Genomic DNA, 24,764 nt, shown 5'->3' on the forward strand with positions numbered 1-24,764 from the left:
GCCAATACGATGATTATACCAATAATTGCATCCAATCGAGAACAATGATGCTGTAATCAACAATTAAACAAGGCGTCCACCGGAATGAATAACCGTTTGATACCAATAAAAGGAATCCTTTTTTAAGCGCTGCTTACTACCACGGCCTAAATTGTCTTGATCAACATAGATAAAACCATAACGTTTGCTCATTTCACCTGTACTTGCTGAAACTAAATCAATTACACTCCATGGACAATAGCCTAATAGTGGAACACCGTCTAATGTAACGGCTTGCTCCATTGCTAATATATGCCGTCTTAGATAATTAATGCGTCCTCGATCATGAATTTTCCCTTGATAATCAACTTGGTCAATGGCCCCAAAACCATTTTCAACGATAAATTGTGGCAAATGCCAGCGATCAAACATCCAGTTCATGGCGTAACGCAACCCCAGCGGATCGATTTGCCATCCCCAATCAGATTTTTCTAAATTAGGATTATCAACTAAATTATTTTGCTCGTTATAGGTGAATAAGGGATCAGTTAAGGAATGTGTTGCAAAACTCATATAATAACTAAATCCCAAATAATCAACCCGACCGGCCTGCAGTTGCCGATAGTCATCTTCTGTGATGTCCATTTGGTAATTGGCATGTTGCCAATCCAGCAATAACCAATGGGGGTAAATGCCTAAACATTGGACATCGCCATAATAAAACCGCGTTTGCATGGCCCGCTGAGCAGCCATAACTGTGGCGGGATCATCCGAATCAGGATAAATTGGAGACATATTTAACATGGCACCAACTTGCACTTGTTGGTCAATTGCATGGGCAAGTTGAACCACTTTCGCTGAAGCGACCATTTCATAGTGTGCCGCTTGAAACATTTGTTGCCGACTATTTTCATCAACAGTAAGTTGTAAACCTGAATTTTGAAATAACGGATGTGGATCTTGATAATTCGTTTGGTTGTTGATTTCGTTAAACGTCAACCAATACTTCACTTGATGATGAAAACGTTGAATAACGGTAGCCGCAAAATGAGTAAAAAAATCAATTAATTTACGGTTACGCCACCCGCCATAGACTTGGACAAGATGAAGCGGCATTTCAAAATGTGACAGGGTCACGATTGGTTCAATACCATTTTCTCGTAATCTCGTGAACAAACGATCATAAAAAGCTAATCCTGCTTCATTTGGTTCTGCTTCATCACCATTAGGAAAAATTCTAGTCCAAGCAATTGAAGTTCGAAAACAAGTTAATCCCAACTGATGAAACAATGTAATGTCTTCAGCAAACGTATGATAAAAATCAATTCCCCAGTGATTGGGATAAATTTGTCCCTTCTCAACCTTGGAGTCTATAACTCGTGGATGATTTTTGTCACCCAATCGCATGACATCAGCGATACTAACCCCTTTGCCATCGAAATTCCATGCACCCTCTAGTTGATGGGCAGCAGCTGCTGCGCCCCATAGAAAATCCTTTGGTAATTGATATCCGATTGCCTGTTGTCTCATCCTGCCAACCATTCTCTCTTTATTTCAATAAGATCTAATTATTGGATTTATTACCGGCCATCGTCTGATACAAGGCAACGATTTCTGTCGTAAGATCTTTAAAGGTAATCCCGTTCATTAACCAATCTTGGGCATGTACCATATACAGGTTCACCTCTGTGTGATGACCCTGAGCCTCCTGGGTTAATAATTTCGTTTGGACATCGTGGGCCTTCATTAAGGCCTGGTCAGCATCCTTTAATGACTGCTGGGCAGTCGTGAAATTGCCTTCTTTAGCGGCTTTAATTGCTGTCATGCAGTCATTCTTAGCATCACCGCCTTGCATAATAATGCTCATAACAATCTGCGAATATTCGTCATTCATTCCTCAAACTCCTTAATTAGTAGCTGACGCAATTAGCGCCTCTGCGGATTGCAAAACTTTGGCACCATTCATCATGCCATAGTCTTGCATATCAATAACCATCATTGGAATCCCGGCTGCATCAGTCTTTTGTTTAACATCAGCGGCCATGTAACGGACCTGCGGGCCAAGTAACAAAACATCAGGAGAAGCTGCTTCTAATTGATGATCGATATCCGATGTTGAAGTAGCAAATACCTTGTAATCTTTACCGGCCGCTGTGGCCGCATCCTGCATTTTAGAAGCTAATAGGGATGTTGACATGCCTGCCGAGCAAGCAAGTAGAATTGTTTTTTGAGCCATGATGTGTTTCCTCCTAGTCTTTTGCTGTAGTTTCACTATCATCTGTTGCTGCTTTTTGCTGTTCTTTTTGTAACAAGTAATTATCATATCGACGAGCAAATGGGAAATACATTATTACTGATACTGCTAATGTAATTGCCTGCCAAATGGCCATTTTCCAACCGCCAATCAGAAAGCCAGAAATAACAGCTGGAGTAGTCCATGGCGCGGCAACACCATTCAGTGGCGGTACAACCCCAAAATAAATCATACAATAAGTTGAAATGGCAACGAATAACGGTGTTAAGAAAAATGGAATGGCCAAAAATGGGTTCATAACCAATGGTAATCCAAATAAAAATGGTTCATTGATGTTAAAAATCGCCGGAACTAATTCAATCTTGCCAATTGATTTAAATTGTTCTGATTTAGCCATGAATACTGCGAAAATGACTAACCCAAAAGTAATTCCAGATCCAGTTAAGTTAATAAAGTTATTGTAGAATTCATTCGTAATGATATGAGCACCATTTGCTAAGGTTAGCTTCCCGGCATGATACAACACCGCATTAGCCGCAGTGTTAGGAATTAAGAACGCGCTCGCAATTGCGGCGACAATCAGACCACCATGAACTCCGAAAAACCAAAAGAACGAGACCGCAAATCCAATAACAATTGCGCCTAACAATGAATCCGAGATTCCTTGCATTGGCAATTCAAGAATTTTATAAATCAAGCTAAGTAAATCCGTATGCATCAATGTTTTTAGCCCGGCGTAAATAAACATAGATACCATTAGAATAACTCCGGCGGGAATCATTGCAGTAAATTGATCTGCCACACTAGCTGGCACTTGTTCAGGCAACGTGAATTTCCAACCAAGTTTCAACATCTTAGAATAAGATGCACCAACTAAAATACCAATGATGATGGCTGCAACCATTCCTTGACCACCGAGCCAAGTAATGTTGATTACATTGGTAATTGGTGATTTTACGAAGGTTTGTAAAACATGTGGCAGTTGGCTAACATGACTAGCTACATTATGAGCTGACATAACTGTCGAACCAGCTGTATTAAGAATCCCTGTACCACCTTTACCAATGGCGGTCGTCAATGGGCTAGTGGTTTGTAAAAGCTGCAACATTAAGAATGCTGACAACGCAGTTAGTCCTGCTGGTAAAGCCTCATAACCCTCATTTTTAACATAAACATATGCGATACCAACTACTGCCCAAATTGATAAAACGCCAAATGTCGTTGTATAAGCTTGGGTGAAAAATGCTGTCCAACCAGAAGCCTTTAGGGCATCTGCAACAGACTTGATGGGCACATTGGATAAAATCAAGAAAATTGATCCAATAATGATGAATGGTAGTGCGTAAACCATCCCATTTTGCAGCGCTTTGATGGGGCGTGTGTTCACAAACTTCATCACAGGCGGCAAAATTTTTTGATTAATGAAGCTACCAATACCCTTTTTACTTGATTCTTCTTGCATCACAGTTCATCCCCGTTCTTTTCCAATACCGATTGAAACCAGTAATACGAGGCTTTCGGTACCCGCTTTAAATCTTTTAATTCATGATTTGTGCGATTGACATAAATCATACCGTAACGTTTTTCACAATCCGCATGAGAGCTCGGAATATCAATTAGCCCCCATCCCAGATACCCCATCACATTTGCACCATCTTTAAACATGGCATCTTTCATTGCTTGAATATGTGTTCGATGATAATCAATGCGTTGTTCATCTTCAATTTGATGTTGCCCATCCCAGTGTTCTTTTAAACCAATGCCATTTTCAATTGGAAAAACAGGCACCTTGAAACGATTTGACAGATGTGTGATGATGTTGCGAAAACCTAGTGGATCAATTTCCCATTTCCAAGGGCTCTTGTTCACATATGGATTAGGTTCTGCTGCTTGATTTAAGTATCGGTTAGGTGCCGTTCCATTCGGAATTTTGTCGGCATTTAGGACCGTTGATTTATAATAACTAAATGAGAGAAAATCAGCATGCATTTTGCGCATGATTTCCTGATCCTCCACCTGAAAGTCAGCATCTATTTTTTGATTCTTAATGTAAGTTAGCACCTCTTTTGAGTAACCTTCACCGAGAAAAGCCTGACTTAAATTGTCGTTTAAAAATTCATTTAGTCGACGGGTGTAAAAGACATCCGTTGGCTTGCTACTAGCCGGATAAGCAGGTGTATATGCGATCATGCCACCTATTTTAAGTAATGGAAATTTCTGATGAAGATAAGCATCTACACGTGCATGGGCAAGCATCGTATGATGAAAAATCTGATACATATCTGTAAGCGAACGATCTCCACTTAAGTAACCGGAAATATTAAATACTTCATCAGTAAAATATAAATTATGTTCATTAAAGGTGATCCAATAAGGAACTCGATCAGCAAAATGATCAATCATTGCCTTAGCAAAACGAACGAATGCATCAATCACATGGCGTGAACTAAATCCATTGTACTTTTGCGCTAACGCTAAGGGCATATCAAAATGATAAAGACAAATCATCGGCGTAATACCACGTTTCAGCATGGCGTTCACCATTCGATCATAAAAATCAATTCCACGTTGATTAAATTTGCCATCACCATCTGGGATCACTCGCGACCAAGAAATTTGAATTCGATACATATTCAAATGCATAGACGCCATCAGGTCTAAATCTTCTTCATACAAGTGATATTCATCAATTCCATCCCGCCAATCGGTTGTATTCGCTGTCGCAGTGACAGTGTCATAGACTGATGGTCCTTTACCATCTAAATTCCAAGCACCTTCCGTTTGCATACTTGAAACTGAATTTCCCCAAAAAAAGTTTTTTGGCATTTTTCGTTCAGTCACTCAGCTCATCCCTAACTGTCTTTTGTCTGTGTCGTGATTCAGTAAGCGCTTACAGGATGTATTATACTTCTTCTTTTACACAAAGAACATGCTTTTTTAGAAAAAAGCATGTTCTTTGTGTAAAAGCCTGTCAGAATCAGTGATTCTGACAGGCTTTGTATTAACAATTTAAAATCGAATTTTTAAATTTGTGTTCCAGGCTCACTAGCAATAATTTGAACATCCCCACTAATTGCCCAATCCTTAACATCAAAAGGAATGATAAAATGCATCCCCTTTGCTAGAGCATACGGCTCTTGCCCCGGCACAATCAACTGACCATGGCCTTTTAGTACAGAAGCTAATGTGTAAGGAGCCTGCCCGCGACTAATGTGTAACTCATCGCCATTAGGTCGCCATTCATAAACGGCAAAGAATTCAGAAGCAACAAACTTCTTAATTGTCCCCTTGCCTACGTGTTTAGTGGTAATCGTTAACTGCGGATCAACATGTGGCACCGTTGTCACATCAATACTTTGTTGCTTGTGCAATGGTCGTTTTCGACCATGGGAATCCGTTCTGTCCCAATCATAAACACGGTATGTGGTATCAGAACTTTGCTGAGTCTCTAATACCATAATGCCCGCACCTAATGCATGAATCGTGCCACTAGGAACATAAAAGAAGTCTCCAGGTTTAACTGGAACTGTTCGAAACAGTTGATCCCAATGATCGTGATTAATCCAATCAGCCAATTGTTCACGCGTTTGGGCGTGATGCCCATAATAAAGTTTGGCCCCAGGTTCAGCGGCAATTACATACCAACATTCTGTTTTTCCTAATTCATGCTCATGTTCTTGTGCATAAGCATCATCAGGATGAACCTGCACGGATAAATCCTCATGAGCATCTAATATTTTCGTTAACAGTGGGAACACATCACCCTTAGCATCACCAAAAACTTCCCGATGAGTTTTCCAAATGTTGTCTAGCGTTTGTCCCTTGAACTCACCATTAACAATAGTGGCTGGGCCATGCGGATGAGCCGATATCGCCCAAGCCTCCCCAGTATGATCACTTGGTATTTCATAATTAAATCGGTCACGAAGACCAGTGCCACCCCAAATTTTTTCATGAAATACTGGAATCATAAACATCGGTTCACTCATTACGCCCACTCCTTCTCAACATTGCTAAAAATTTCACATCGGCCATAGTGTACCACAATTTAAAAAAGCCAATTACTTTTTTACGTAGTCTCATTTAAAAAAGTTCTATATAAATGAGGACGCAAATTAATAAATCGCCGGTTATTTTGCGTTGGATGAACGCGGTTCGTCAACAACACAAATCCTTGTTTTGTGACACGATCAAGAATCAAAATAGTTCCCGTATAGCCTGTATGAAATGCAACTAAATGATCTGGTGTACTGGCAGCAATTAAATTCCAACCTAATGACCGGCCAAGATTTCGCCTCGGCGTTTGGTCTGTTTGCAATAAATCACGAGTTTTAGTTGACAATACATCATCACGATCACTTAAGAACCACTGGGCAAAGGTCGTCACATCATCCAGTGAAGCAAATAAACCTGCCGAGCCACAATGTTCTTTTAAAATCGCTGCTTTAGGATCATGAACCTGTCCGCGAAGCAGTCCGTTTGGCGTCAATTCAGTGGGCACACTATCTTTAGGTTCCGGATTAAACGTTGCAGTCGTCATTTGTAATGGTAACAAGACTTGTTGGCGAATCACGGTCTGCACTGGTTGTTGATAAATCGCTTCCAAGACTAGTCCAATAAAAATTAGCCCAATATCAGTATAATGGTCACGCTGTTCAAAGGTTGGTCCTACCGATAGTTTCAATAACGCCGCTAATAGCTGATCAGCTGGCAACTGATTACGGTGGGGAATATAGCCACTGATGGCTGCCGTATGTGTTAATAAATCGCGGAGCGTCACTCGTTCATCCGACCACGCTGGCACAAAATGACGCAGTGAATCATCCACACTGATCACACCCTGCTCAACTAATTGCATGACGGCCGTTGTCGTGCCGATCACCTTCGTAAGTGAGGCTAAATCATATAACATCCCTGCGTGCAAGGGTTCAGGTTCCGGCCACCAAGCAGCCTGACCAATCACTTTTTTCTTTACACATTCATGATCGATCAATGCGTACGACGCTCCGGGAACAATATGTTCGCTCACCAACTGCTCAATCATTTTTTCCGTATGCATCCCGCTAATCACGCCACTACCCTTTCAACTAAACACATCAAGTAAACCCGCTTCTTAACTAGCCTCAAGCTTAACACATGTCGCTCGAACATCACTGCGTCCTAAATCGTTTGCCCCAAAAATTGACTGTTGTACAGCTGCGCATAAAAGCCCTTAGCTGCTAGCAGACTTTGATGTGTTCCTGTTTCCACCACGGCACCATGATTCATCACCACAATTTGATCGGCATTTTGGATCGTAGACAGCCGATGAGCCACCACAAAACTCGTTCGATGTTGCAATAAAGTGGCCATTGCTGTTTGAATTTGCATTTCAGTACGACTATCAACAGAACTGGTTGCCTCATCTAAAATTAAAATCTCTGGATCGGCCAAAAAGGCACGTGCGATGGTTAATAATTGCTGCTGGCCTTGCGAGATATTGCTAGCGTCTTGATTTAGAACCGTTTGATAGCCATCTGGTAATTGTTCAATAAATTGATCAGCTTGTGCCGCTACCGCCGCAGTTTTAACTTCCTTATCAGAGGCATTCTCACGACCATATCGGATGTTATCAGCAATCGTACCAGCAAATAACCATGTTTCTTGCAATACCATGCCGAAATGTTGCCGAATTTGGTCGCGTGTATGGTTCCGAACATCAGTGCCGTCCAAACGGATACTACCACCATCGACCTCATAAAATCGTTCCAATAAATTAATAATCGTCGTTTTGCCAGCGCCGGTTGGTCCCACGATTGCGATCATTTTATTGCGTTTCACTGCCAGATCAAATTGCTGAATCAACGGTTGATCAGCCCGATAGGAAAAATCTACCGCCGCTAGTGTCAATTTATTCGTGTCCTCAGCGACGGACGGATAATTTGCTGTTGTCTCATCCATTTCAGGTTCATCCAATACCTGAAAGATACGCTCTGCTGATGCAATGGTAGCTTGAATAGTGTTTGTCATATTGGCAATTTGGGTAATCGGTTGGCTAAATTGATTCGTGTATTGCAAAAACGCCTGCACGTTGCCTAGTGTAATACCACCTTCTGCAACTTGAATGCCACCAATGACCGCTACCATCACGTAATCAAAATTTGAAATGAAGTTCATTAAAGGAAAAATCAAACTAGAAATAAACTGGGCCTTCCAAGCTGCTTTATAATAGTGATCATTCTGTTGAGCAAAAGTTTTGATAGCTTCTGGTTCGTGATTGTAGGTTCGAACCACTGTATGCGCCGCAAAAGTCTCTTCAACTTGATCGTTCATCGTCCCTAAGGCTGTCTGTTGTGTCATGAAGAATTTTTGCGAGCGTGGTGCAACCACACGCACCACAATGAGACTCATTGGAACTGTAATTAATGCCACCAGCGTCAATGCCCAACTGATTGACAACATCAGTAACAATACACCGATAAAAGTTACAGCTGATGTAACGATCTGAATAAAGCTCATTTGGAGCGTCCCGGCAATATTATCCATGTCATTAACCGCACGTGACATGATGTCCCCATTATTATGGGTATCATAATATTTGATCGGAACACGTGACAATTTGGCTTTGAATTCTCGCCGCAATTGATAAACCACCCGCTGAGAAATCCGCGTCATGACGATCTGCTGAACGATCGAGAAGATTCCGGAGACCGCGTATAAAATGCCCGTCTCTGCTAAAATTTTAGCAATTGCGGACATATTAATTGCAATTCCAGTCCCCGGATGCTGACTTGCCTGCGTCACGCCAGCATAAATTAAGGTCGTGGCATTTCCTAGCAATTTAGGGCCAAAAATAGATGTAATAACAGAGATGAGCGCCAGGACAACCGAAACAATCAGGCCAATTCGCCATGGTTTTAGATAGCTGAATAACCGTCTAGTCGTCGGCCAAAATTGCGTTGGATGTTCTGTCGGTCGAGCAAATTGATTACCATGTCCCGATCCTGGATTACGCATTAGGCTCACCTCCTTCTCGAATTTGTGAATCAATAATCTCGCGGTATGTCTGATTTCGTTGCTTCAGTTGTTCATGGGTCCCAGCATCAAGCAGTCGACCATGATCGAGTAATAGAATCAAGTCTGCATTAACTACCGTGGAGATACGTTGAGCAACAATCACAGTAACCGCTTGTTGCACCTGGTGATCTGCTCTTAATGCCTGTCGCAACTTTGCGTCCGTTTCAAAATCCAAAGCGCTAAAGGAATCGTCAAAAATATACACACTAGCTGGTTTTAAAATGGTGCGGGCAATGGCCAGTCGTTGTCGCTGCCCACCTGAATAATTACCACCGTCTTGCTCAACTGGGGCATCAAGCCCACCCTGGGCTTTAATAAAATCATCCGCTTGAGCAGTCGCTAGGGCCGCCCACAACTGTTCATCTGTTGCGTTCGAGGCTCCGTAGATCAGATTACTACGAACAGTTCCACTAAATAACACAGCCGTCTGTTGATTTAATGCGACCTGGTTGTGCAGCGCCGTCAACGTCAATTGACGAACATCAACCCCATCAACTGACACAGCGCCATCACTGACTTCGTATAACCGAGGAATTAAATTAATTAGTGAACTTTTCCCAGCGCCAGTGCCGCCGAGAATTGCAATCGTCTGCCCCGCGTGGGCAGTAAAAGAAATATCCGTTAAAGCTGGCCGGCCAGCATCAGGATAACTAAATGAAACGTGATCAAACGTAAGGCTTGCTGCGGCCTTATCCGTGTTAGCCTTACTACCGTCTTTAATATCTTGGACGGTTCCCAATACAGCCTGAATTCGAGTTGCCGAAGCTGAAGCCCGCGGAATAAAAACAAACATTCGTGACAACATCATAAAGGCCATCAGAATTTGCGTCGCATAGGTCATAAAGGCAACCAAGCTCCCAATTTGCATCTGGTTAGCACCAATAATTTGAGCGCCAAACCAGATGATCGCAATTTGTGAAGCACTTAAAATCAGTGTCATGATTGGAAACATCAGGCTAACCAATTCAAAGGCACGCGTACTTGTGTTCGTTAAATCCTGGTTGGCGTCATTAAATCGTGTCCCTTCGTACCCATCGCGATTAAAAGCCCTAATGACACGTACGCCAGTTAAACCTTCTCGTAAAATCAAATTAATCCGATCAGTTTTACCTTGAATACTACGAAATAGGCGAACAGAGGCATGTTGAATCAAATACACGACTAACGCGAGGATCGGCAAAACCACCAAAAATATTAACGTTAGCTGCTTGTTCTTTAAGTAAGCCATGATTCCGGCCCCGACGAGATTAATTGGCGCCATAATCATCATTCTCAGCATCGTCACGGTTACATTTTGAACTTGGGTAACATCGTTAGTGGTTCGCGTAATCAGTGACGCATCACCATAATGGTCAAAATTTGCATTGCTCATATAGGTCACGCGATTGAACAAATCTCGACGCAAGTCACGGCCCATCCGCATCGATTGGGTGGCCGCAAAGTAAACATTTCCAGCAGCAGCTGCGACACCCACCAATGAAACGATTAACATGATGATCCCAGTTTGCCAGATATAAGCCAAGTTATGCTTGGCAACCCCGAAATCGATTATATTGGCCGTAATTGTTGGTAAAAATAAATTACAGGCTGCCTGAACAATTAAAAATAGCAAAGCCCCGATAAATCCCCACCAGGCAACATATCGGCTAGCTAGTTTAAACATTAGCTGCCACGCTCCTTTCGATAAACGTCTGCTAACAGTATCTTGCTGACCGTTAATAGATTCAAGCAATTCGCCACGCAACTTTTAACGACCACTTAAATAAAACTCAACACTCCGCCGCTGAACATTAACCGCACCCTGTGGATTGGCGTATTTTGGTAATTAGTCAGACTGCGTTAGGCACAAAAGTCAGACTTATGGAACTCGACAAAAAGAGTTCGCACCAAAAATCAAGGCGAACTCTTTTAAAAAAATTGTTGTAATTAATCGTTGGAATAATTTTGCTTAACGATTGGCAGCATGCTGACTGGCAGAATCGAAGCGTTTTTGAAACCAGCCAAGCACCCCGTCAGAAATAATGGCCATTAGCGCGGTTGGCAAAGCACCAGCTAAAATGATTGCACCGCCATTCGTCGCATTGGTTCCGCGAATAATAATGTCGCCAAGTCCACCTGCCCCAACGAACGATCCAATCGCAGTAATTCCAATCGCTAAGACCAGCGCGTTACGAATTCCAGCCATAATAACCGATAAGGATAATGGAACTTCGATGTAGCGCAAGGTTTGTAGCCGCGTCATCCCCATCCCCTTACCAGCGTCAAGCACATCTGGATTTACGTTTAGCATACCTGTGTAGGTATTCTTAATAATCGGCAACAAAGCGTATAAAAAGACCGTCACGATAACTGTATTGACGCCCAATCCAAGGCCTAACATCAGCACTGACAACATTGCCAGTGAAGGAATCGTTTGAATGACATTGGCTACGCCGATCACCCAATCACTTAGACGCCGGTAGCGCGCAATAAAAATCCCAATCGGGATGCCCACTATCGCTGCAAACAACACCCCGTAAATTGAAATCAAAAAGTGACGGTTAAATTGGCTAAGCACATAGAGACCATTGTGTTGAAAATAGTAAATTAATTGTTCCCATAAATTCAAATGGTTCATCGCCTTACCTCCCGTCAAAATAGTGATTTTGTTTTAAAAAGCGTTGAGCAACTGTCGCTGGCTCTTCCAAGTTGTTATCAACTTCATAATTCAGCCGTTGCATGGTTTTCAAATCAATTTTCCCATTCAATTTAGCCACCACTTGCTTTAGCTTAGGATATTTCTTTAAGGCCGCATCATTGACAACGGCGCTACAGTCATATGGTGGAAAGAAATTCCGATCATCCTTTAGTACTCGTAACCCATAACTATTGATCCGTCCGTCTGTAGAATACCCCAGCACTGCATCCATACGACCATTAGACAATGCACTGTAGACTAACCCGATTTGCATATTATAGACATCACCAAATTTATACCCGTAAACACGTTGAAAGTCTGCATAACCATCCCCGTGTCGATTCTCCCAAATCGGATCAATACCGACCTTCATTTTGCTGGCTATCGGTTGTAATTGACTCACATTACTAACATGATGCTCCTTTGCAAACTTCTCCGTGACCATCCACGCATACGTATCAGCGAATCCATAACTTGGGAAGTATGTCATATGATAATGGGTTTTAAAATAACGATGTACGTATGCATCAGTTTGTGCAGGTGTCATTTTTCGATTGATCTTTTTACCCATGATGGATTCAAGATCCGTCCCCGTGTATCGCGTCGAAGTTAAATCGGCATCGTTACGCTTCTGAGCGTTAAACGTCACGTTACCGGAACCTAGATTTGCAATAATCGTTGATTTATATGACGTATCGTGTTCAATCAACGCCTTTAACATCTCAGCCATAATTTGCGATTCCGTCGTCGACATGGCCGCAATTCGTACCGTCCCCGTTGACGAACTATTTAGTCCAGGAAAACCACAGCCACTTAACAATAGCAGGCCACTTAAACCCAGCAACACCAGTGAAAACAGTTTCCTTCGCAATCGTTTCATGCTTGGTCACCTCCGTCCTTAGTTAAGACGGTTGGCGTTACCCAAGCTTCAACACGACCCAACAGAAAATCAACAATTAACGCCAACAAAATAACGGGAATTGAACCACCCAAAATTAAATCTGGACGATACAAATTCAATCCATTAAAAATGAAATCACCTAAACCGCCGGCCCCAATATATGAAGCCAATGTGGCCCAAGCAATTACATAAGTCCCTGACAATCGAATCCCAGCCATGATAACGGGAGCCGCCAACGGGAGTTCCACTAAACGAATGGATTCAAGCTGGCTCATGCCCATGCCCTTAGCGGCATCTAACACACTAGGATCCAAGCCCTCTAAACCTAAGTAAGTGTTACGCAAAATTGGCAAGAGTGAATAAATGAATAGCGCCACGATAGCTGGTTTGGACCCAATCCCAAAGATAGGAATCATCAGGGCCAACAACGCCATTGCTGGTACCGTTTGTAACACACTAGCTAAACCAATAATCCCACCGGCTATTTTTTTGAACCGTGTTAAGAGGACACCCAATGGCACCGCAACTAACACACCCAAGCCCAAGGAAATGCCAGAGATGTAAAGGTGCTGCCAAATTTTGACCAACAATTGTCCGCCAAAATTTTGAAAGAATGTCATCACTGTTGATCACCTGCCTTTTGCTCATCGGTGTGATCGTTATCCAGAGCTTCATCCGTAAACAGTGCATCATAGACGATGTCCACGAGTGCAGCCCGCGTCACAATTCCGACTAAGCGTTGGTCATTATCGACAACCGGCACGTTCTTATAGCCATATTTCAGGATTCGTGAGACGGTATCTCGAATAACTGCATTTTCGTTCACATAAAAAATTTTGGTGTTTGCTACAGATTTTATTGGCGCTTTAGGGTTATAACGTTCACTAAAGGATTCGATGTCAACAAACCCCGTCAAACGATGATCTTTATCTGTTACCAATAGTGTATCAACGCGGCGATCATGCATCAATTTTAGGGCTTTTGACATTGGTTCAGCACCAGTCACTGCCACGGGGGTCTTCAACATAACTTGACCAACTGTCGTAATGCTAGGCTTAGCTTGAATCAAACGTTCGCGCCCAATTAGCTCTTCCACAAAATCATTTGCGGGATGTTTGAGAATTTCTTCTGGGGTCGCAACTTGAATCGTCTCACCATGAGACATCACCACAATCCGGGTCGCTAATTTCAACGCTTCATCCATATCATGGGTCACAAAGACAAACGTCTTGCCTGATTCTTGTTGCAAATTCTTAACTAAGTCTTGTAATAATTCTCGTGTCACCGGATCAAGCGCACTGAATGCTTCATCCATCAAAATGATATCTTGATCAGCAGCCAGTGCTCGGGCAACACCAATTCGTTGTTGCTGTCCGCCGGATAGTTCCGCTGGATAACGATCCAAGAAACTTTCAGGCAACTCAACCAAATTGATCATTTCTTTAGCTCGTTGATTACGTTTATCTTCCGGCCATTTTAATAGACGAGGCACTAAAGTGATGTTGTCACGGATCGTCATATGCGGCAATAAACCAATATTCTGAATCACATATCCGATTCGTCGCCGCAATTGAACTGGGTTCATCTGGGCAATGTCTTTACCGTCAATCGTAATCTCACCAGATGTTTGGGTTAACATGCGATTAATCATCCGCATGGTGGTCGTTTTTCCTGATCCAGATGTACCAATAAAACAAATAAATTCACCACGTTCTACTTCTAAATTAAAATCCGCCACTGCGACCTTGTTACCAGGATATGTCTTATTCAGATGGCTCATTTTTAAAAACATGTTTATTTCCCAACTCCTTGTCTAAATCACCCTAATAATGCTATTTATAATAGTGACCGGCTAATTGCCAGCCTGATCCCGCTTTGCTTTACTCAATACCGTAACGTTTTTTCGCTAATTATTGCAAATCAGCTGTTTTCAATCAAACAATTAATAATTTCAACACTTAAATTCGCTTGAAGGGGTTTTTATGACACAAAAAGAACGGCAACAACACTTGGCTGAATTAACCAGCCGCATAATGATCAGCTTCGTCCTCGCATTGGGATTACTTGTAATGCGACAATTCACCAATTCTTTAATTATCATCATCGCCTTTTGGGGGTGCACTCTTTATGCCATCATCCTATTCGTCCTTTGGGGATGGCTGAAATGGCAACAATTAATATCACAAAAATAATCAAGTACATTGTTGATCTGGCCGATAACAGATCAATATGTTACCACACCTATTTCATTGCCACGATTAGTGAATAACCACCTTCATTCCCGTTGGCGCTGATTCATTCAGCCATTTTGCGTCTGCAACGGTCAGCCTCACACAACCATGAGAGGCCGGTCGTCCTAGTCGCTTTGCTTCTGATACATTGTACCTTCCATCAGCTTTGGTCGGTACTGTATGAAAGAGATATACCCCATGATCAAGGAACGAGGTCCAATAATTTGCTCCTTCTTGTAGCCGTTCATTGTAAAAACTTGCACCTCGTTCAGCCTGAATTGCAAATGTCCCTCGCGGTGTAGTAGCTTTTTCCCCGCTTGAAATAATCATCGTATATAACGTATGATGACCGTTTTTCACGAATAACCGTTGGCGCTTTAACGAAACATCAAACCAGGCGTGTGGATAGCGCTGCAAATCTGGATATGGTTTTACTTGTGAAGGTGCCTGCCAATCAAACTTGGCTCGTCCCTTAGCCATTGCTGATTGCAAGTTTACTCCTAATACGATCAACATGATGAGCCAAAGCAAACCACTATATTTTAATTTATGTCGCACCTCTTATCCCCCTCTATCCTATCTATCCAGACTATCGAAAGCCTGTCAACAATGCAACCAGACTGTAATTCCTCTGCCAGTAAATCTTTCATAAGCATTTTTTATGATTTTTATTTATTAAAATGTTATAAACAGAGCATAGAAGTATCGCCATTTTGCTAATGATAATGAATAGGAGGTTACGATAATGCCCTTCAAGCCAAAGCACATCTTAGTGCCGACTGACGAATCCAGTAATGCAGAGGCTGCCTTAAATACTGCTGTGACAATTGCACAACAAACTGATGCTGACATCAGCTTACTCGAGGTTGTTGCACCGATGTATTCAGCACCTGAATATCCGCTAGAGGATGTCTCTGCTCAATTACAGCAACGCGCCGATGGTTATTTAAAGCGCTTGACTAAATCTGTCGCTGACCAGACTGGTTTTACTAACATCAAGACCACTGTCATTCACGATGCGCCTAAACCAACCATTGCAAAATATTTTCCCGAACAGCATGACATTGATCTCATCGTAATCGGTGCAACTGGTACGAATGCTTTCGAACGTGCCATCCTAGGTTCTACCACGGGCTATGTTGTTCGCGAAGCTGTTGTCGATGTTCTAGTGGTTAAAGATGAGGCTAATTAAAACGTTACTTAAAAAAGTCCCCGAACGGGACTTTTTTAATGACCAAAACCCATACACAAGCGACATCCAGTTATCCGATTAAACCAAATCTAGACTTTTTCTAGGAATTCCCGTTGACATCGTTGGTCAGTACCGTATAATAAGTAGAGTAAATTTGCCCCATGGTCAAATTGGTTAAGACGTCGCCCTCTCAAGGCGGAGTTCCGGGTTCGATCCCCGGTGGGGTGATTTAAAGTCACCCGGGCGCTTGCTTGGCAGATTTACGACTTTAAAATTTCATTGGGTATTAGCCAAATTGGTAAGGCAGCGGACTCTGAATCCGTAATGTACTGGTTCGAGTCCAGTATACCCAACTTTGAAGGTTTATAGTGTTTCATCTGATTGTCTCAAGGCTGTTATATCAGCATTTGAGGCATTTTTTTATTTCTTTTAGTTTGATTCAGTTAAAACCAAATGGCACCACAATAGCACCACGAAACAACTAAAAACATCATTTTTTGTAGACCAAAGTCGTATTTGAATACTTTTGGATGATTTTAATCATCAATAAACGCCTTTATGCCAGTGTATACAGCTTTTCACTGGCACCACAGACCAATTTTTGAGTGACTTTTGAAATTGGTCTACCTCATATAATGGCACCACATAATAAAAATACACCGGCGGGCGGCTGGGGTTAAGGTTTTAGTACGCAGGCTGTCCGTATGGGCGGCTTTTTTTATTTTTGGTTCCCATTTCTACGGAACCGCAAACGGGCTTTTTATAGGGTCTGAAAAGACCAAAGAAAAAAGGATGCACCACTCGGTACATCCCCAGCAATATCGTTTGTCTTTAATGGCAAACCTGATATAATAATGTCATTGGAAAGACAGGGAAACCCCTTAACTTCTTCCCTGTCCGCCGGTCAAGTATTGATTGGTCAGCTAGTCGCTATTTGCGATTAGCTTTTTTTATTCTCTCGTATGCTTGAGCAAGCAACTTCACTGCTCTTGCGGAGATATAGAACGATACAGCAAGCGGCACTATTCCCCAACCATCCTTGAATAGGATTCCATGCTCTCACCCCTTGCGGTCATGGATTGGTGAGAATGAGAGCACTTAATACTTTTCCAGCTAGGCCGCCAGCAAGTAGCGAACTGGCTGGCGACTGTATTACTAGCATACCGAACCAATAACCTAATGAAAACAGCAAATCATTGTACAAACCGCTACATTTTTAGACATCTAAAAACGTTAGCAAAGGTTAGCATTTTGAATTGATCAAAGCTTGATGCAACCTTACCAATTCATAACATCTAAAAACCCGTAAACATCGACGTGCTGCTAGTCACATCCTTAATTAAGTCCAACAATTTCCAATCAGGAAAAATGATACTTCTTTTATCTTCGACATAAGAATCAGTATAATAATCAACATAACATTCGATTGTAACTAATCAGAAAGGAGTTTGAACATGGTAAATTCTCAGAAAAAAATGCCCTACCTCAATGAATTTGACGCGACCATGCAACTCATTCAAGGCAAATGGAAAATTATGATTTTATTCGAACTGGCTGACCGTAAGCATTGCCGATTTGCAAAACTACAACGCCATATCGACAATGTGTCCCACAAAACATTGACCGTTCAACTTAAAGAGTTAGCAGAAGACGGCCTGATCAGTCGTCACGACTTTCAAACCGCCCAACCTCACGTAGAGTATCAGCTCACCAGCACCGGACAAACTTTAATTCCAGTCCTCAATGCCATTTGTGATTGGGGCGATCAACACGTCGCACCTAGTCTGCGCCAACGCTCACTATGTGACGAATCAGTCTAAATTAAAAGCGCCATCAACATGGCGTCTACACCATTAATAAGGCGACAGTCAACGTGAACGTGGCCGTCGTAATTCATTGCGGTGATGATTATAAATTTGACGAGCGTTATCCGGTCGCCCATCTGGTGCTTCCATAAACGTGGCCGAAATTTTTTGTTCATCGATAATCTTGGTCACTCGATTCATATCACCGGTGAACCACTCAATATTATCAGCGTCATAAGGATCAGTACCCAAGCCATATTCATACATGCGATGTGGATTAACTACAACCAAAAGCTGCCTAGTACCAGCGACAGTAATTCGTTTAATGTGCCGTAGTAAGCGTTGCGGTGTCATTTGATCACCCTCTTCGATTTAAGCGTACCACACTCCGAATTTAAATGCCGCTTGCGTTATCCCACAGTCCATGTTAAGCCCACCACGGGAGGAACAACCGATGACTTTTTATAGTTATCAATTTATTGTATCTAATCAAAATCAAGGTCAGTATTTAAGGATCGCGGTCATTTGTGTGCTAGTGGTCGTGACGCTGTTATTAATGACCCAATACTTGCGCCATCGTTGGGATGTTAAGTTTAAAGATTTAGCTGTGATTGCAGGGACATTCTTAATGTTAACGCTTGCTTATCAATATAATGACTTCACCAATCTTCAGGCTTCCTCAAAACAAAATGGACAAATCATTGCGACCGTTAAACAAATCGCGCATCAACTCGATGTGAAACCGCAAACGCTAGCTGTAAATAACCCATCGCAAGCGAACACTGGTTTACTCGTTAAATCGGCAAATCACTACTATAATGTTGTTTATAATGCAGATGGTTCACAATTTGTTTTGCAAAGGGTGAACCTAGTTAAAACACGAATTACTGTGAAGGGAGCGTAACTGACGCATGGCAAGTTATCCCGACATCGTTTTAAAACTAATCATCGGTTTTTTATTTATCACTTTACTAATTAATTTTACTGGTAAAGGTAACTTAGCCCCAACCTCAGCGATGGACCAACTGCAAAATTACGTCCTTGGTGGCATCATTGGTGGCGTTATTTACAGTTCAACGATCACGTTAGCCCAATTTATTGTCGTATTGCTGATTTGGGCCTTACTCATCTTGATCACCCGGTATTTAAAAACTCATGTTCATAGCATTGGTAAGTTTATCGACGGTCAACCCATCACGATCGTTCGGAATGGCCATTTACTCGTTGAAAATTGTCTACGAGCTAACTTGTCGGCTAAAGACGTCGACTTCAAGCTCCGAACGGTTGGTGCTTATGACTTAAACCAAGTCAAACGTGCTATTCTCGAACAGAATGGCAGCATCACCGTACTTACGCTCGGTGACGAAGATGTTCGGTACCCGGTCATTGTTGATGGACAAGTCGATCCGGATGTTTTAGAACTAATGGGTAAAGATAACGCTTGGTTACAAAACGAATTAAATCAACAAGCTGTTAGCAATGTTCGGCAAGTCTATATGGCCAAGTATCAACATGGGCAACTAAGTTTAATGCTTTATGATAATCAAGGCCGCTAAATTACCCTGTCGTTATTTCCATTCTTAAATTATCGTCGAAACGAGAGGCAACAAATGACCACTACATTTTTCTTTCTGATTATTCTAATTGGCGTTATCGCCGCGGTCATCGTTAACCGACACTTCCCGATTATTCCGTTACCATTGTGGTTCATTTTGATGGGTCTCATTGTGTCAATTTTACCGATGTACCACAACTACATTTTTGATCCAAATCTATTTCTCTTTTTTATCGTGACACCATTGTTATACAATGAATCCCAATCTGCATCACGTTATTGGATCGGTCGTGGTGCAATTAATATTGCTTCTTTGTCTGTGGCTTTAGTCCTAGTGACGGTTGTTTTGGTTGGTGCGGCACTTCATCTGCTTTTTCCATTTTTGCCATTCGCACTGGCACTAGCGTTATGTGCTGTGGTTACACCAACGGATGCCTCTGCCGTCAGTGCCTTCGCTCAACCTAACCCTGATTTCCAGATTCCTTTTACAATCTTGCAAAACGAATCTCTTTTTAACGATGCCTCTGGTTTCGTTGCCTTTGACCTTTCGCTACTGGCATTTACGACCGGCACATTTTCAGCAAACGCAGCCGTTGGCAAGTTTATCTTCGAGTTCATTGGTGGGTTGCTTGTCGGCGTCCTAATCGGTTTCTTGTTCCATTATCTTCGCCGTCTCTTAATTCTCGGCGATGATGACAGTCCTTTTGTCATGCTATCACTGGAGCTAATCGTGCCATTTCTGGTCTACTTTATCGCAGAACAATACGAATTATCCGGTATTCTCGCAGTAGTAGCCGCTGGTCTCGTTCAAGGTCGAGAAAATGACAGCTTACAACTGATCTCGAGCCGGATGCAGTTAGTCCGTTCAAATGTATGGGAAATTGTCGAGGAAGCATTAACTGGTTTAGTCTTTGTCCTTCTTGGCATCTCATTACCAACCATTGTCATTCAAATTGTAACCAAACACCCCGGACTATTAGGTCTACTCCTATTAATCAGCGTCGTTTTATATGGCTTGAAGTTCGGCCTACGCCTCCTTTGGTCGCGCTATCTCGTCTGGATGCACGTATCCAGTAATCATCGTTGGCAGGACAGTTGGTTAATGGCTGTTAGTGGCGCTAGTGGGACGATTTCCTTATCGCTGGCCTTCCTACTGCCAGCCTTAGGTAATAAACAACTACCGATTGATCGAAACGCTCTCATCTTTATCGTAGCCGTTGTTATCATGATTAGTTTGACCGTTGCTGCGATAATTGTCCCGAAAATGACAAAAGTGACAAAGTCATCCGTGGAAAAACCGATTTCACAATGGACCAGAGAAATGATTATGACCGCCATGAATACCGTCCGCGGCGATAAGGATCACCCCGCCGAAGCTCAAATTGTTGTAGACGCATTGAGCCAACAATTACATCAAAATAAAATTTCTCATCGTCGTGAGCGACGGCGTATTTTTGACTTAGCTGATGCCACAGAGCGAACAGCAATCGCCGGTATGCACGACCGTGGTGAAATCACCGATGATGAATTCAACTACTATACTGAATTTCTCGACTTATGCATCTCTACCGTTGACACCAATCCGTGGCACAACCTTATGTTAAGAATTCGGTTTAGTATTCATACTGGTCGTTTGTACCAAGATGTTCAATCGGGACAAGATATGTTTTTTACGACGCCATTAATTGCCGAACAATTCTATTGGCAACGTCAATTTCAAGCACACGGTGAAGACATTCGACCAATTGAAGAAGTCGGTTTCAATGCCGTGATTGACGCCTTAAAAGATTATCGTCACGCTCACGGTGGCAAAACAACCATTGAACTACATGCCGTTCAACGAACCTATCGCGAACGCCACCGACGCATGAATATGCCCGTTCCTGATCCTAAAGTTGTTTATCAACTCTTTTTAACCGCCTTCCATGCCGAATATGAATTCTTTCAAACAGCAATTAGTGCGGGAAAAATGAGCGTAGGTCTCGCCGAAGAACTGCAACAACACATCATTTTTGATGAAATGGCCTACCTACAAAATAACAATTCATTTATCAGTTGATTTCATTTTAAATTGTCCAGTTCCATCTTTGCTTTTCCATGTCACTTTTCTGGCCTCGACCAAAAACAGCGTTCCCAATTTTAGGGAACGCTGTTTTTTAAATTGGAGAGGCTCGGTATTACATGCTTCCTAGTTAGGTCAAACTCACTGGAATAAGCGAACAAAATAAGGAATCAACCAACTCAAATAGCCGCCAATTTCAAAAATCAACCATCAGTAGCGGCTTAGAAACGTCCGCTCATTCATAATAGATCACAAAGGGTGAAGGCCTGCTCCACAACTAACTGTTGTCGCAAACGTTCATCTTCATCGACTAATTCATCTAAAGAAATTTGTGCCAAGTCACGTAACTTTAGCAATTGAGAAAAATTTGGCAATTGGTCACCTTCCTCCCGGCAGCGAATATTTTCAGGACAAGCATCCAACTTCGCCGCTGGCGGTGCTCGATCCCATTATCCAGCCGTAAGTGTTTCACTACCTGACTAATTGTCATTTAAAACACTTGCTCTCTTGCCACTAATCACAGCCTAGGTATGAGACAGATAAGTATAAGTCCGGTCAGAGTTACATTGGAACGTAAATTCATGGTCACAAGCATCATTGGACCGCCAACGTGAAACGACATAATGAGACGACTGGGTGTGACGTAATTTATGACTCACAGTTTTGACCGTCTTTGTAATATCAGTATCTGCTTGAGTAGCAGCGCCTCGTAGAATTTGGTGTAGATCGTGAATAAAAGTTGCCGCATTTGTAATCATCAGACTAGCCTCGCTTTCAATTTGACTACTAACTTTGATAAGTTATTATTAATCGCTATCTTGATTAGATTAAATAATACTTGCTGTTAACACGCAAAAAAAATGCCTAGCTTATCGCTGACATTTTTCATCAATTTTACCTTAAATTTTAAAGTGCTGACGACTAATGCATGTATAAATACGTCACCTGTTGGTCGTGGCAAGCAAACATAAACTCATGATTTAGTCCATCTTTAGCTCGCCATTTTGAAATTTCATAACGCCCACTTTGACTCCCTTTTAATCTAACCGTCACAGCCTTCAATGTTGCTTGATCATTCTCAACGTGACCGCGCAAAGTTGTTTTTAAATCATGCAAAAATTGTTCGCTATTGTTCATTAGTAAATCCTTTCTGTTAGCGACACTTCGTTCACATCTCTCTGTTACTTTACCACTTTGGCATCCATTACCTCAACTTAGCGTCAGAAACAGGCGACGTCTGGTTAGCGTATCTTAGACTAGATAGACGATCACAGCATTATTCACTGTCAACCAACGTGAACTTTGCACCTAAACAAAAAGCCATTCAAAAATTGAATGACTTTTACGAAAAAACGATAATAATTCGCCGTAAAGTAGCATTGATGGTAGCCCTCAAAGCAAAAAGTAATCATCAACACATACAAATTCTAAAGAATCTAACAGCCCTAGTCCTTAGTCCTGTACACGTTTCTGGATTTCTTTAGTCTGTTCTTCAAACCCAGGTTTGCCAAGTAAGGCAAACATGTTGACCTTATACGCTTCTACCCCTGGTTGGTTGAATGGGTTGATCCCATTCAAGTAGCCAGAAATACCCACGGCAATTTCAAAGAAGTAGATCAAGTAACCTAACGAGTATTCAGTCTGATTGGGGATGTGAACAGCCATAACCGGCACATCACCATCGGTATGCGCCAAGGTAACTGCACGGAAAGCTTGGGTGTTGACGTAATCCATCGTCTGCCCTTCAAGGTAGCCAAGTTGATCGAGATCATCAGCTTCCTTTGGAATATCAATGTCGTACTTTGGTTTGTCCACTTTAACGACAGTTTCCATTAGGTTGCGACGGCCTTCTTGAATGTATTGACCAAGAGAATGTAGATCTGTGGAGAAGTTTGCACTAGAAGGATAAATTCCCTTTTGATCCTTCCCTTCAGACTCGCCCATCAATTGTTTCCACCATTCAGAAAATGAAGCCATGGTTGGTTCATAGTTTTCTAATAATTCAGTTGTTTTACCCTTGCGGTATAAAATGTTCCGCAATGCGGCGTACTGATAGGCATCGTTCTTCGTCAAGTCAGTATCAGTATATTCGGCAGCAGCATCAGCAGCACCCTTCATCAATTGATCAATGTCAGCGCCAGATGCGGCAATTGGTAATAAGCCAACCGCGCTTAAGACGGAGAAGCGCCCGCCAATACCATCAGGGACAACGAACTCTTCATAACCAGCAGCATCTGCTTCTGTCTTCAGCGCTCCTTTAGCACGATCAGTCGTTGCATAAATACGTTTCTTAGCACCATCTTCGCCATATTTCGCAACTAAACGTTCTTTGAAAATTCGAAAGGCGATTGAAGGTTCCGTCGTTGTTCCAGACTTAGAAATAACGTTAACGGAAAAGTCGCGATCTCCGATGACATGAATCAAGTCGTGCACGTATGAAGAAGAAATCGAGTTTCCGGCAAATAACACCAGCGTTCCTTTGCGTTCACTAGCTGGTAGTGCTGTATAAAAGGCTTCATTCAAAAAGTCAATTGCAGCACGGGCACCAAGGTACGAACCACCAATTCCGATGACGACCAGCACTTCTGAATCACTTTGGATCTGTTTAGCAGCTGCCTTAATCCGGCTAAATTCTTCTTTATCATAAGCCGTTGGCAAATCTAACCAATCACGGAAATCTGCGCCAGCCCCTGTTCCATTCCGTAACTGTTCATCCGCCGCATTTACCATTGCTTGCATTTCACCCAGTTCATTCTCATGAACAAACTTCGTCAGATTAGAACTATCAAAGGAAATATATGCCATGCTTTGCCTACCTCTTTCTTAATTGTGTTTCCATTACTCAGTATACACTAAAACATTGATCCATGAGCAATGAAAGCCCACCCACACGATTGGTATGTACCAATACTCATTTACCGCTTCGGCCCCATTCAACTACTAAAAAAAGTGGTCTATTTTTCGTTTAGTTAGTGATTGGCCTTCGCCGCTGAGACCAAATTAAAAATCGCCTCCACCAAAGCAGGAGACGATTTTTAATAAACTCATCACG

24 protein-coding genes and 2 tRNA genes are annotated in these 24,764 nt (G+C 42.2%); 8 read left to right on the forward strand and 18 right to left on the reverse strand.

Features of this window, described 5'->3' with window-relative positions; all coding sequences use genetic code 11:
* Positions 1 to 63 precede the first annotated feature (63 nt).
* The 13 genes from ACYQ0Y_RS03950 to ACYQ0Y_RS04010 all read right to left on the reverse strand — a co-directional run bounded on the left by ACYQ0Y_RS03950 (position 64) and on the right by ACYQ0Y_RS04010 (position 14,659).
* A complete protein-coding gene (locus tag ACYQ0Y_RS03950) occupies positions 64 to 1,509 on the reverse strand; it encodes a 6-phospho-beta-glucosidase (RefSeq protein WP_407883754.1) in 1,446 nt (481 codons plus the stop codon).
* A 34-nt stretch (positions 1,510 to 1,543) separates the two neighbouring features.
* Complete coding sequence (locus ACYQ0Y_RS03955) at positions 1,544 to 1,873, reverse strand: PTS sugar transporter subunit IIA (protein ID WP_407883756.1); 330 nt, start codon at positions 1,871 to 1,873, stop codon at positions 1,544 to 1,546.
* 12 nt (positions 1,874 to 1,885) lie between these two features.
* A complete protein-coding gene (locus ACYQ0Y_RS03960; RefSeq protein WP_407883758.1) occupies positions 1,886 to 2,215 on the reverse strand; it encodes a PTS sugar transporter subunit IIB in 330 nt (109 codons plus the stop codon).
* A gap of 13 nt (positions 2,216 to 2,228) precedes the next feature.
* Complete coding sequence (locus ACYQ0Y_RS03965) at positions 2,229 to 3,695, reverse strand: PTS sugar transporter subunit IIC (protein ID WP_407883760.1); 1,467 nt, start codon at positions 3,693 to 3,695, stop codon at positions 2,229 to 2,231.
* On the reverse strand, positions 3,695 to 5,074 hold the full coding sequence (locus ACYQ0Y_RS03970; RefSeq protein ID WP_407883762.1) for a glycoside hydrolase family 1 protein: 1,380 nt from the start codon (positions 5,072 to 5,074) through the stop codon (positions 3,695 to 3,697). Before ACYQ0Y_RS03970 ends, ACYQ0Y_RS03965 begins: the two co-directional genes overlap by 1 nt.
* Positions 5,075 to 5,256: 182 nt before the next feature.
* A complete protein-coding gene (locus ACYQ0Y_RS03975; protein WP_407883764.1) occupies positions 5,257 to 6,222 on the reverse strand; it encodes a type I phosphomannose isomerase catalytic subunit in 966 nt (321 codons plus the stop codon).
* An 80-nt stretch (positions 6,223 to 6,302) separates the two neighbouring features.
* The gene (locus ACYQ0Y_RS03980) at positions 6,303 to 7,292 is read right to left on the reverse strand and encodes a serine hydrolase domain-containing protein (RefSeq protein ID WP_407883766.1); all 990 of its coding nucleotides are present in this window, start codon (positions 7,290 to 7,292) and stop codon (positions 6,303 to 6,305) included.
* Positions 7,293 to 7,393: 101 nt separating this feature from the next.
* The gene (locus ACYQ0Y_RS03985) at positions 7,394 to 9,229 is read right to left on the reverse strand and encodes an ABC transporter ATP-binding protein (protein ID WP_407883768.1); all 1,836 of its coding nucleotides are present in this window, start codon (positions 9,227 to 9,229) and stop codon (positions 7,394 to 7,396) included.
* The gene (locus ACYQ0Y_RS03990) at positions 9,222 to 10,952 is read right to left on the reverse strand and encodes an ABC transporter ATP-binding protein (RefSeq protein ID WP_407883770.1); all 1,731 of its coding nucleotides are present in this window, start codon (positions 10,950 to 10,952) and stop codon (positions 9,222 to 9,224) included. The genes ACYQ0Y_RS03985 and ACYQ0Y_RS03990 overlap by 8 nt, the downstream gene beginning before the upstream one ends.
* Before the next feature lie 285 nt (positions 10,953 to 11,237).
* Positions 11,238 to 11,906 (reverse strand): ABC transporter permease, encoded by a 669-nt coding sequence (locus tag ACYQ0Y_RS03995; protein WP_407883772.1) that lies wholly within the window; start codon positions 11,904 to 11,906, stop codon positions 11,238 to 11,240.
* Between the two features lie 4 nt (positions 11,907 to 11,910).
* Positions 11,911 to 12,846 carry an osmoprotectant ABC transporter substrate-binding protein gene (locus ACYQ0Y_RS04000; RefSeq protein WP_407883774.1) on the reverse strand — a complete coding sequence of 312 codons (936 nt, stop codon included), beginning with the start codon at positions 12,844 to 12,846 and terminating at the stop codon, positions 11,911 to 11,913.
* Positions 12,843 to 13,490 carry an ABC transporter permease gene (locus tag ACYQ0Y_RS04005; protein ID WP_407883776.1) on the reverse strand — a complete coding sequence of 216 codons (648 nt, stop codon included), beginning with the start codon at positions 13,488 to 13,490 and terminating at the stop codon, positions 12,843 to 12,845. The genes ACYQ0Y_RS04000 and ACYQ0Y_RS04005 overlap by 4 nt, the downstream gene beginning before the upstream one ends.
* On the reverse strand, positions 13,487 to 14,659 hold the full coding sequence (locus ACYQ0Y_RS04010; protein WP_407883778.1) for a betaine/proline/choline family ABC transporter ATP-binding protein: 1,173 nt from the start codon (positions 14,657 to 14,659) through the stop codon (positions 13,487 to 13,489). The genes ACYQ0Y_RS04005 and ACYQ0Y_RS04010 overlap by 4 nt, the downstream gene beginning before the upstream one ends.
* Before the next feature lie 190 nt (positions 14,660 to 14,849).
* Here ACYQ0Y_RS04010 and ACYQ0Y_RS04015 point away from each other — a divergent pair, with 190 nt between their 5' ends.
* Entirely contained in the window at positions 14,850 to 15,059 is a 210-nt protein-coding gene (locus ACYQ0Y_RS04015; RefSeq protein WP_407883780.1) for a hypothetical protein, read from the forward strand.
* A gap of 66 nt (positions 15,060 to 15,125) precedes the next feature.
* On the opposite strand, the gene ACYQ0Y_RS04020 is transcribed toward ACYQ0Y_RS04015, so the two are convergent.
* Positions 15,126 to 15,656, reverse strand: a complete 531-nt coding sequence (locus tag ACYQ0Y_RS04020) for a L,D-transpeptidase (protein WP_407883782.1) — start codon at positions 15,654 to 15,656, stop codon at positions 15,126 to 15,128.
* A gap of 187 nt (positions 15,657 to 15,843) precedes the next feature.
* Between ACYQ0Y_RS04020 and ACYQ0Y_RS04025 the strand changes: the two genes are divergently transcribed.
* From ACYQ0Y_RS04025 to ACYQ0Y_RS04040, 4 genes are all read left to right on the forward strand, one after another.
* Positions 15,844 to 16,290 carry a universal stress protein gene (locus ACYQ0Y_RS04025; protein ID WP_407883784.1) on the forward strand — a complete coding sequence of 149 codons (447 nt, stop codon included), beginning with the start codon at positions 15,844 to 15,846 and terminating at the stop codon, positions 16,288 to 16,290.
* 155 nt (positions 16,291 to 16,445) lie between these two features.
* Positions 16,446 to 16,518, forward strand: a tRNA-Glu gene (locus ACYQ0Y_RS04030).
* Between the two features lie 52 nt (positions 16,519 to 16,570).
* Positions 16,571 to 16,643 (forward strand) — tRNA-Gln (locus ACYQ0Y_RS04035).
* Between the two features lie 1,101 nt (positions 16,644 to 17,744).
* Positions 17,745 to 18,110, forward strand: coding sequence for a winged helix-turn-helix transcriptional regulator (locus ACYQ0Y_RS04040; protein ID WP_407883786.1), 366 nt, complete (start codon positions 17,745 to 17,747; stop codon positions 18,108 to 18,110).
* Positions 18,111 to 18,158: 48 nt separating this feature from the next.
* Here ACYQ0Y_RS04040 and ACYQ0Y_RS04045 read toward each other — a convergent pair whose 3' ends face one another.
* On the reverse strand, positions 18,159 to 18,449 hold the full coding sequence (locus ACYQ0Y_RS04045) for a hypothetical protein (protein ID WP_407883787.1): 291 nt from the start codon (positions 18,447 to 18,449) through the stop codon (positions 18,159 to 18,161).
* Positions 18,450 to 18,549: 100 nt separating this feature from the next.
* Here ACYQ0Y_RS04045 and ACYQ0Y_RS04050 point away from each other — a divergent pair, with 100 nt between their 5' ends.
* Genes ACYQ0Y_RS04050 through ACYQ0Y_RS04060 form a run of 3 tightly spaced genes read left to right on the forward strand, consistent with a single transcriptional unit; the run spans position 18,550 to position 21,709 of the window.
* Positions 18,550 to 18,999 carry a DUF3290 family protein gene (locus ACYQ0Y_RS04050; RefSeq protein WP_407883789.1) on the forward strand — a complete coding sequence of 150 codons (450 nt, stop codon included), beginning with the start codon at positions 18,550 to 18,552 and terminating at the stop codon, positions 18,997 to 18,999.
* 7 nt (positions 19,000 to 19,006) lie between these two features.
* A complete protein-coding gene (locus ACYQ0Y_RS04055) occupies positions 19,007 to 19,651 on the forward strand; it encodes a DUF421 domain-containing protein (RefSeq protein ID WP_407883791.1) in 645 nt (214 codons plus the stop codon).
* Between the two features lie 54 nt (positions 19,652 to 19,705).
* The gene (locus tag ACYQ0Y_RS04060; protein ID WP_407883793.1) at positions 19,706 to 21,709 is read left to right on the forward strand and encodes a cation:proton antiporter; all 2,004 of its coding nucleotides are present in this window, start codon (positions 19,706 to 19,708) and stop codon (positions 21,707 to 21,709) included.
* Between the two features lie 242 nt (positions 21,710 to 21,951).
* On the opposite strand, the gene ACYQ0Y_RS04065 is transcribed toward ACYQ0Y_RS04060, so the two are convergent.
* The 3 genes from ACYQ0Y_RS04065 to ACYQ0Y_RS04075 form a co-directional block, all read right to left on the reverse strand.
* A complete protein-coding gene (locus tag ACYQ0Y_RS04065; protein WP_407883795.1) occupies positions 21,952 to 22,086 on the reverse strand; it encodes a hypothetical protein in 135 nt (44 codons plus the stop codon).
* A gap of 547 nt (positions 22,087 to 22,633) precedes the next feature.
* Positions 22,634 to 22,849, reverse strand: a complete 216-nt coding sequence (locus ACYQ0Y_RS04070; RefSeq protein WP_407883797.1) for a hypothetical protein — start codon at positions 22,847 to 22,849, stop codon at positions 22,634 to 22,636.
* Positions 22,850 to 23,164: 315 nt separating this feature from the next.
* Positions 23,165 to 24,517: a glucose-6-phosphate isomerase gene (locus tag ACYQ0Y_RS04075; protein WP_407883799.1), complete on the reverse strand. Its 1,353-nt coding sequence runs from the start codon at positions 24,515 to 24,517 to the stop codon at positions 23,165 to 23,167.
* Positions 24,518 to 24,764: the final 247 nt, after the last annotated feature.

It is taken from the genome of Furfurilactobacillus curtus (assembly GCF_054657915.1).

Excerpts from the sequence above, each read along its gene's own strand:
- ACYQ0Y_RS04070 (WP_407883797.1), bottom strand. The coding sequence starts at position 22,849 with ATGAACAATAGCGAACAATTTTTGCATGATTTAAAAACAACTTTGCGC.
- ACYQ0Y_RS03975 (WP_407883764.1), bottom strand. The coding sequence starts at position 6,222 with ATGAGTGAACCGATGTTTATGATTCCAGTATTTCATGAAAAAATTTGG.
- ACYQ0Y_RS03955 (WP_407883756.1), bottom strand. The coding sequence starts at position 1,873 with ATGAATGACGAATATTCGCAGATTGTTATGAGCATTATTATGCAAGGC.
- ACYQ0Y_RS03995 (WP_407883772.1), bottom strand. The coding sequence starts at position 11,906 with ATGAACCATTTGAATTTATGGGAACAATTAATTTACTATTTTCAACAC.
- ACYQ0Y_RS03980 (WP_407883766.1), bottom strand. The coding sequence starts at position 7,292 with ATGCATACGGAAAAAATGATTGAGCAGTTGGTGAGCGAACATATTGTT.
- ACYQ0Y_RS03950 (WP_407883754.1), bottom strand. The coding sequence starts at position 1,509 with ATGAGACAACAGGCAATCGGATATCAATTACCAAAGGATTTTCTATGG.
- ACYQ0Y_RS03960 (WP_407883758.1), bottom strand. The coding sequence starts at position 2,215 with ATGGCTCAAAAAACAATTCTACTTGCTTGCTCGGCAGGCATGTCAACA.
- ACYQ0Y_RS03990 (WP_407883770.1), bottom strand. The coding sequence starts at position 10,952 with ATGTTTAAACTAGCTAGCCGATATGTTGCCTGGTGGGGATTTATCGGG.
- ACYQ0Y_RS04050 (WP_407883789.1), top strand. The coding sequence starts at position 18,550 with ATGACTTTTTATAGTTATCAATTTATTGTATCTAATCAAAATCAAGGT.
- ACYQ0Y_RS04060 (WP_407883793.1), top strand. The coding sequence starts at position 19,706 with ATGACCACTACATTTTTCTTTCTGATTATTCTAATTGGCGTTATCGCC.
- ACYQ0Y_RS04075 (WP_407883799.1), bottom strand. The coding sequence starts at position 24,517 with ATGGCATATATTTCCTTTGATAGTTCTAATCTGACGAAGTTTGTTCAT.
- ACYQ0Y_RS03985 (WP_407883768.1), bottom strand. The coding sequence starts at position 9,229 with ATGCGTAATCCAGGATCGGGACATGGTAATCAATTTGCTCGACCGACA.
- ACYQ0Y_RS04025 (WP_407883784.1), top strand. The coding sequence starts at position 15,844 with ATGCCCTTCAAGCCAAAGCACATCTTAGTGCCGACTGACGAATCCAGT.
- ACYQ0Y_RS03965 (WP_407883760.1), bottom strand. The coding sequence starts at position 3,695 with ATGCAAGAAGAATCAAGTAAAAAGGGTATTGGTAGCTTCATTAATCAA.
- ACYQ0Y_RS04040 (WP_407883786.1), top strand. The coding sequence starts at position 17,745 with ATGGTAAATTCTCAGAAAAAAATGCCCTACCTCAATGAATTTGACGCG.
- ACYQ0Y_RS04045 (WP_407883787.1), bottom strand. The coding sequence starts at position 18,449 with ATGACACCGCAACGCTTACTACGGCACATTAAACGAATTACTGTCGCT.
- ACYQ0Y_RS04000 (WP_407883774.1), bottom strand. The coding sequence starts at position 12,846 with ATGAAACGATTGCGAAGGAAACTGTTTTCACTGGTGTTGCTGGGTTTA.
- ACYQ0Y_RS04010 (WP_407883778.1), bottom strand. The coding sequence starts at position 14,659 with ATGTTTTTAAAAATGAGCCATCTGAATAAGACATATCCTGGTAACAAG.
- ACYQ0Y_RS04055 (WP_407883791.1), top strand. The coding sequence starts at position 19,007 with ATGGCAAGTTATCCCGACATCGTTTTAAAACTAATCATCGGTTTTTTA.
- ACYQ0Y_RS04015 (WP_407883780.1), top strand. The coding sequence starts at position 14,850 with ATGACACAAAAAGAACGGCAACAACACTTGGCTGAATTAACCAGCCGC.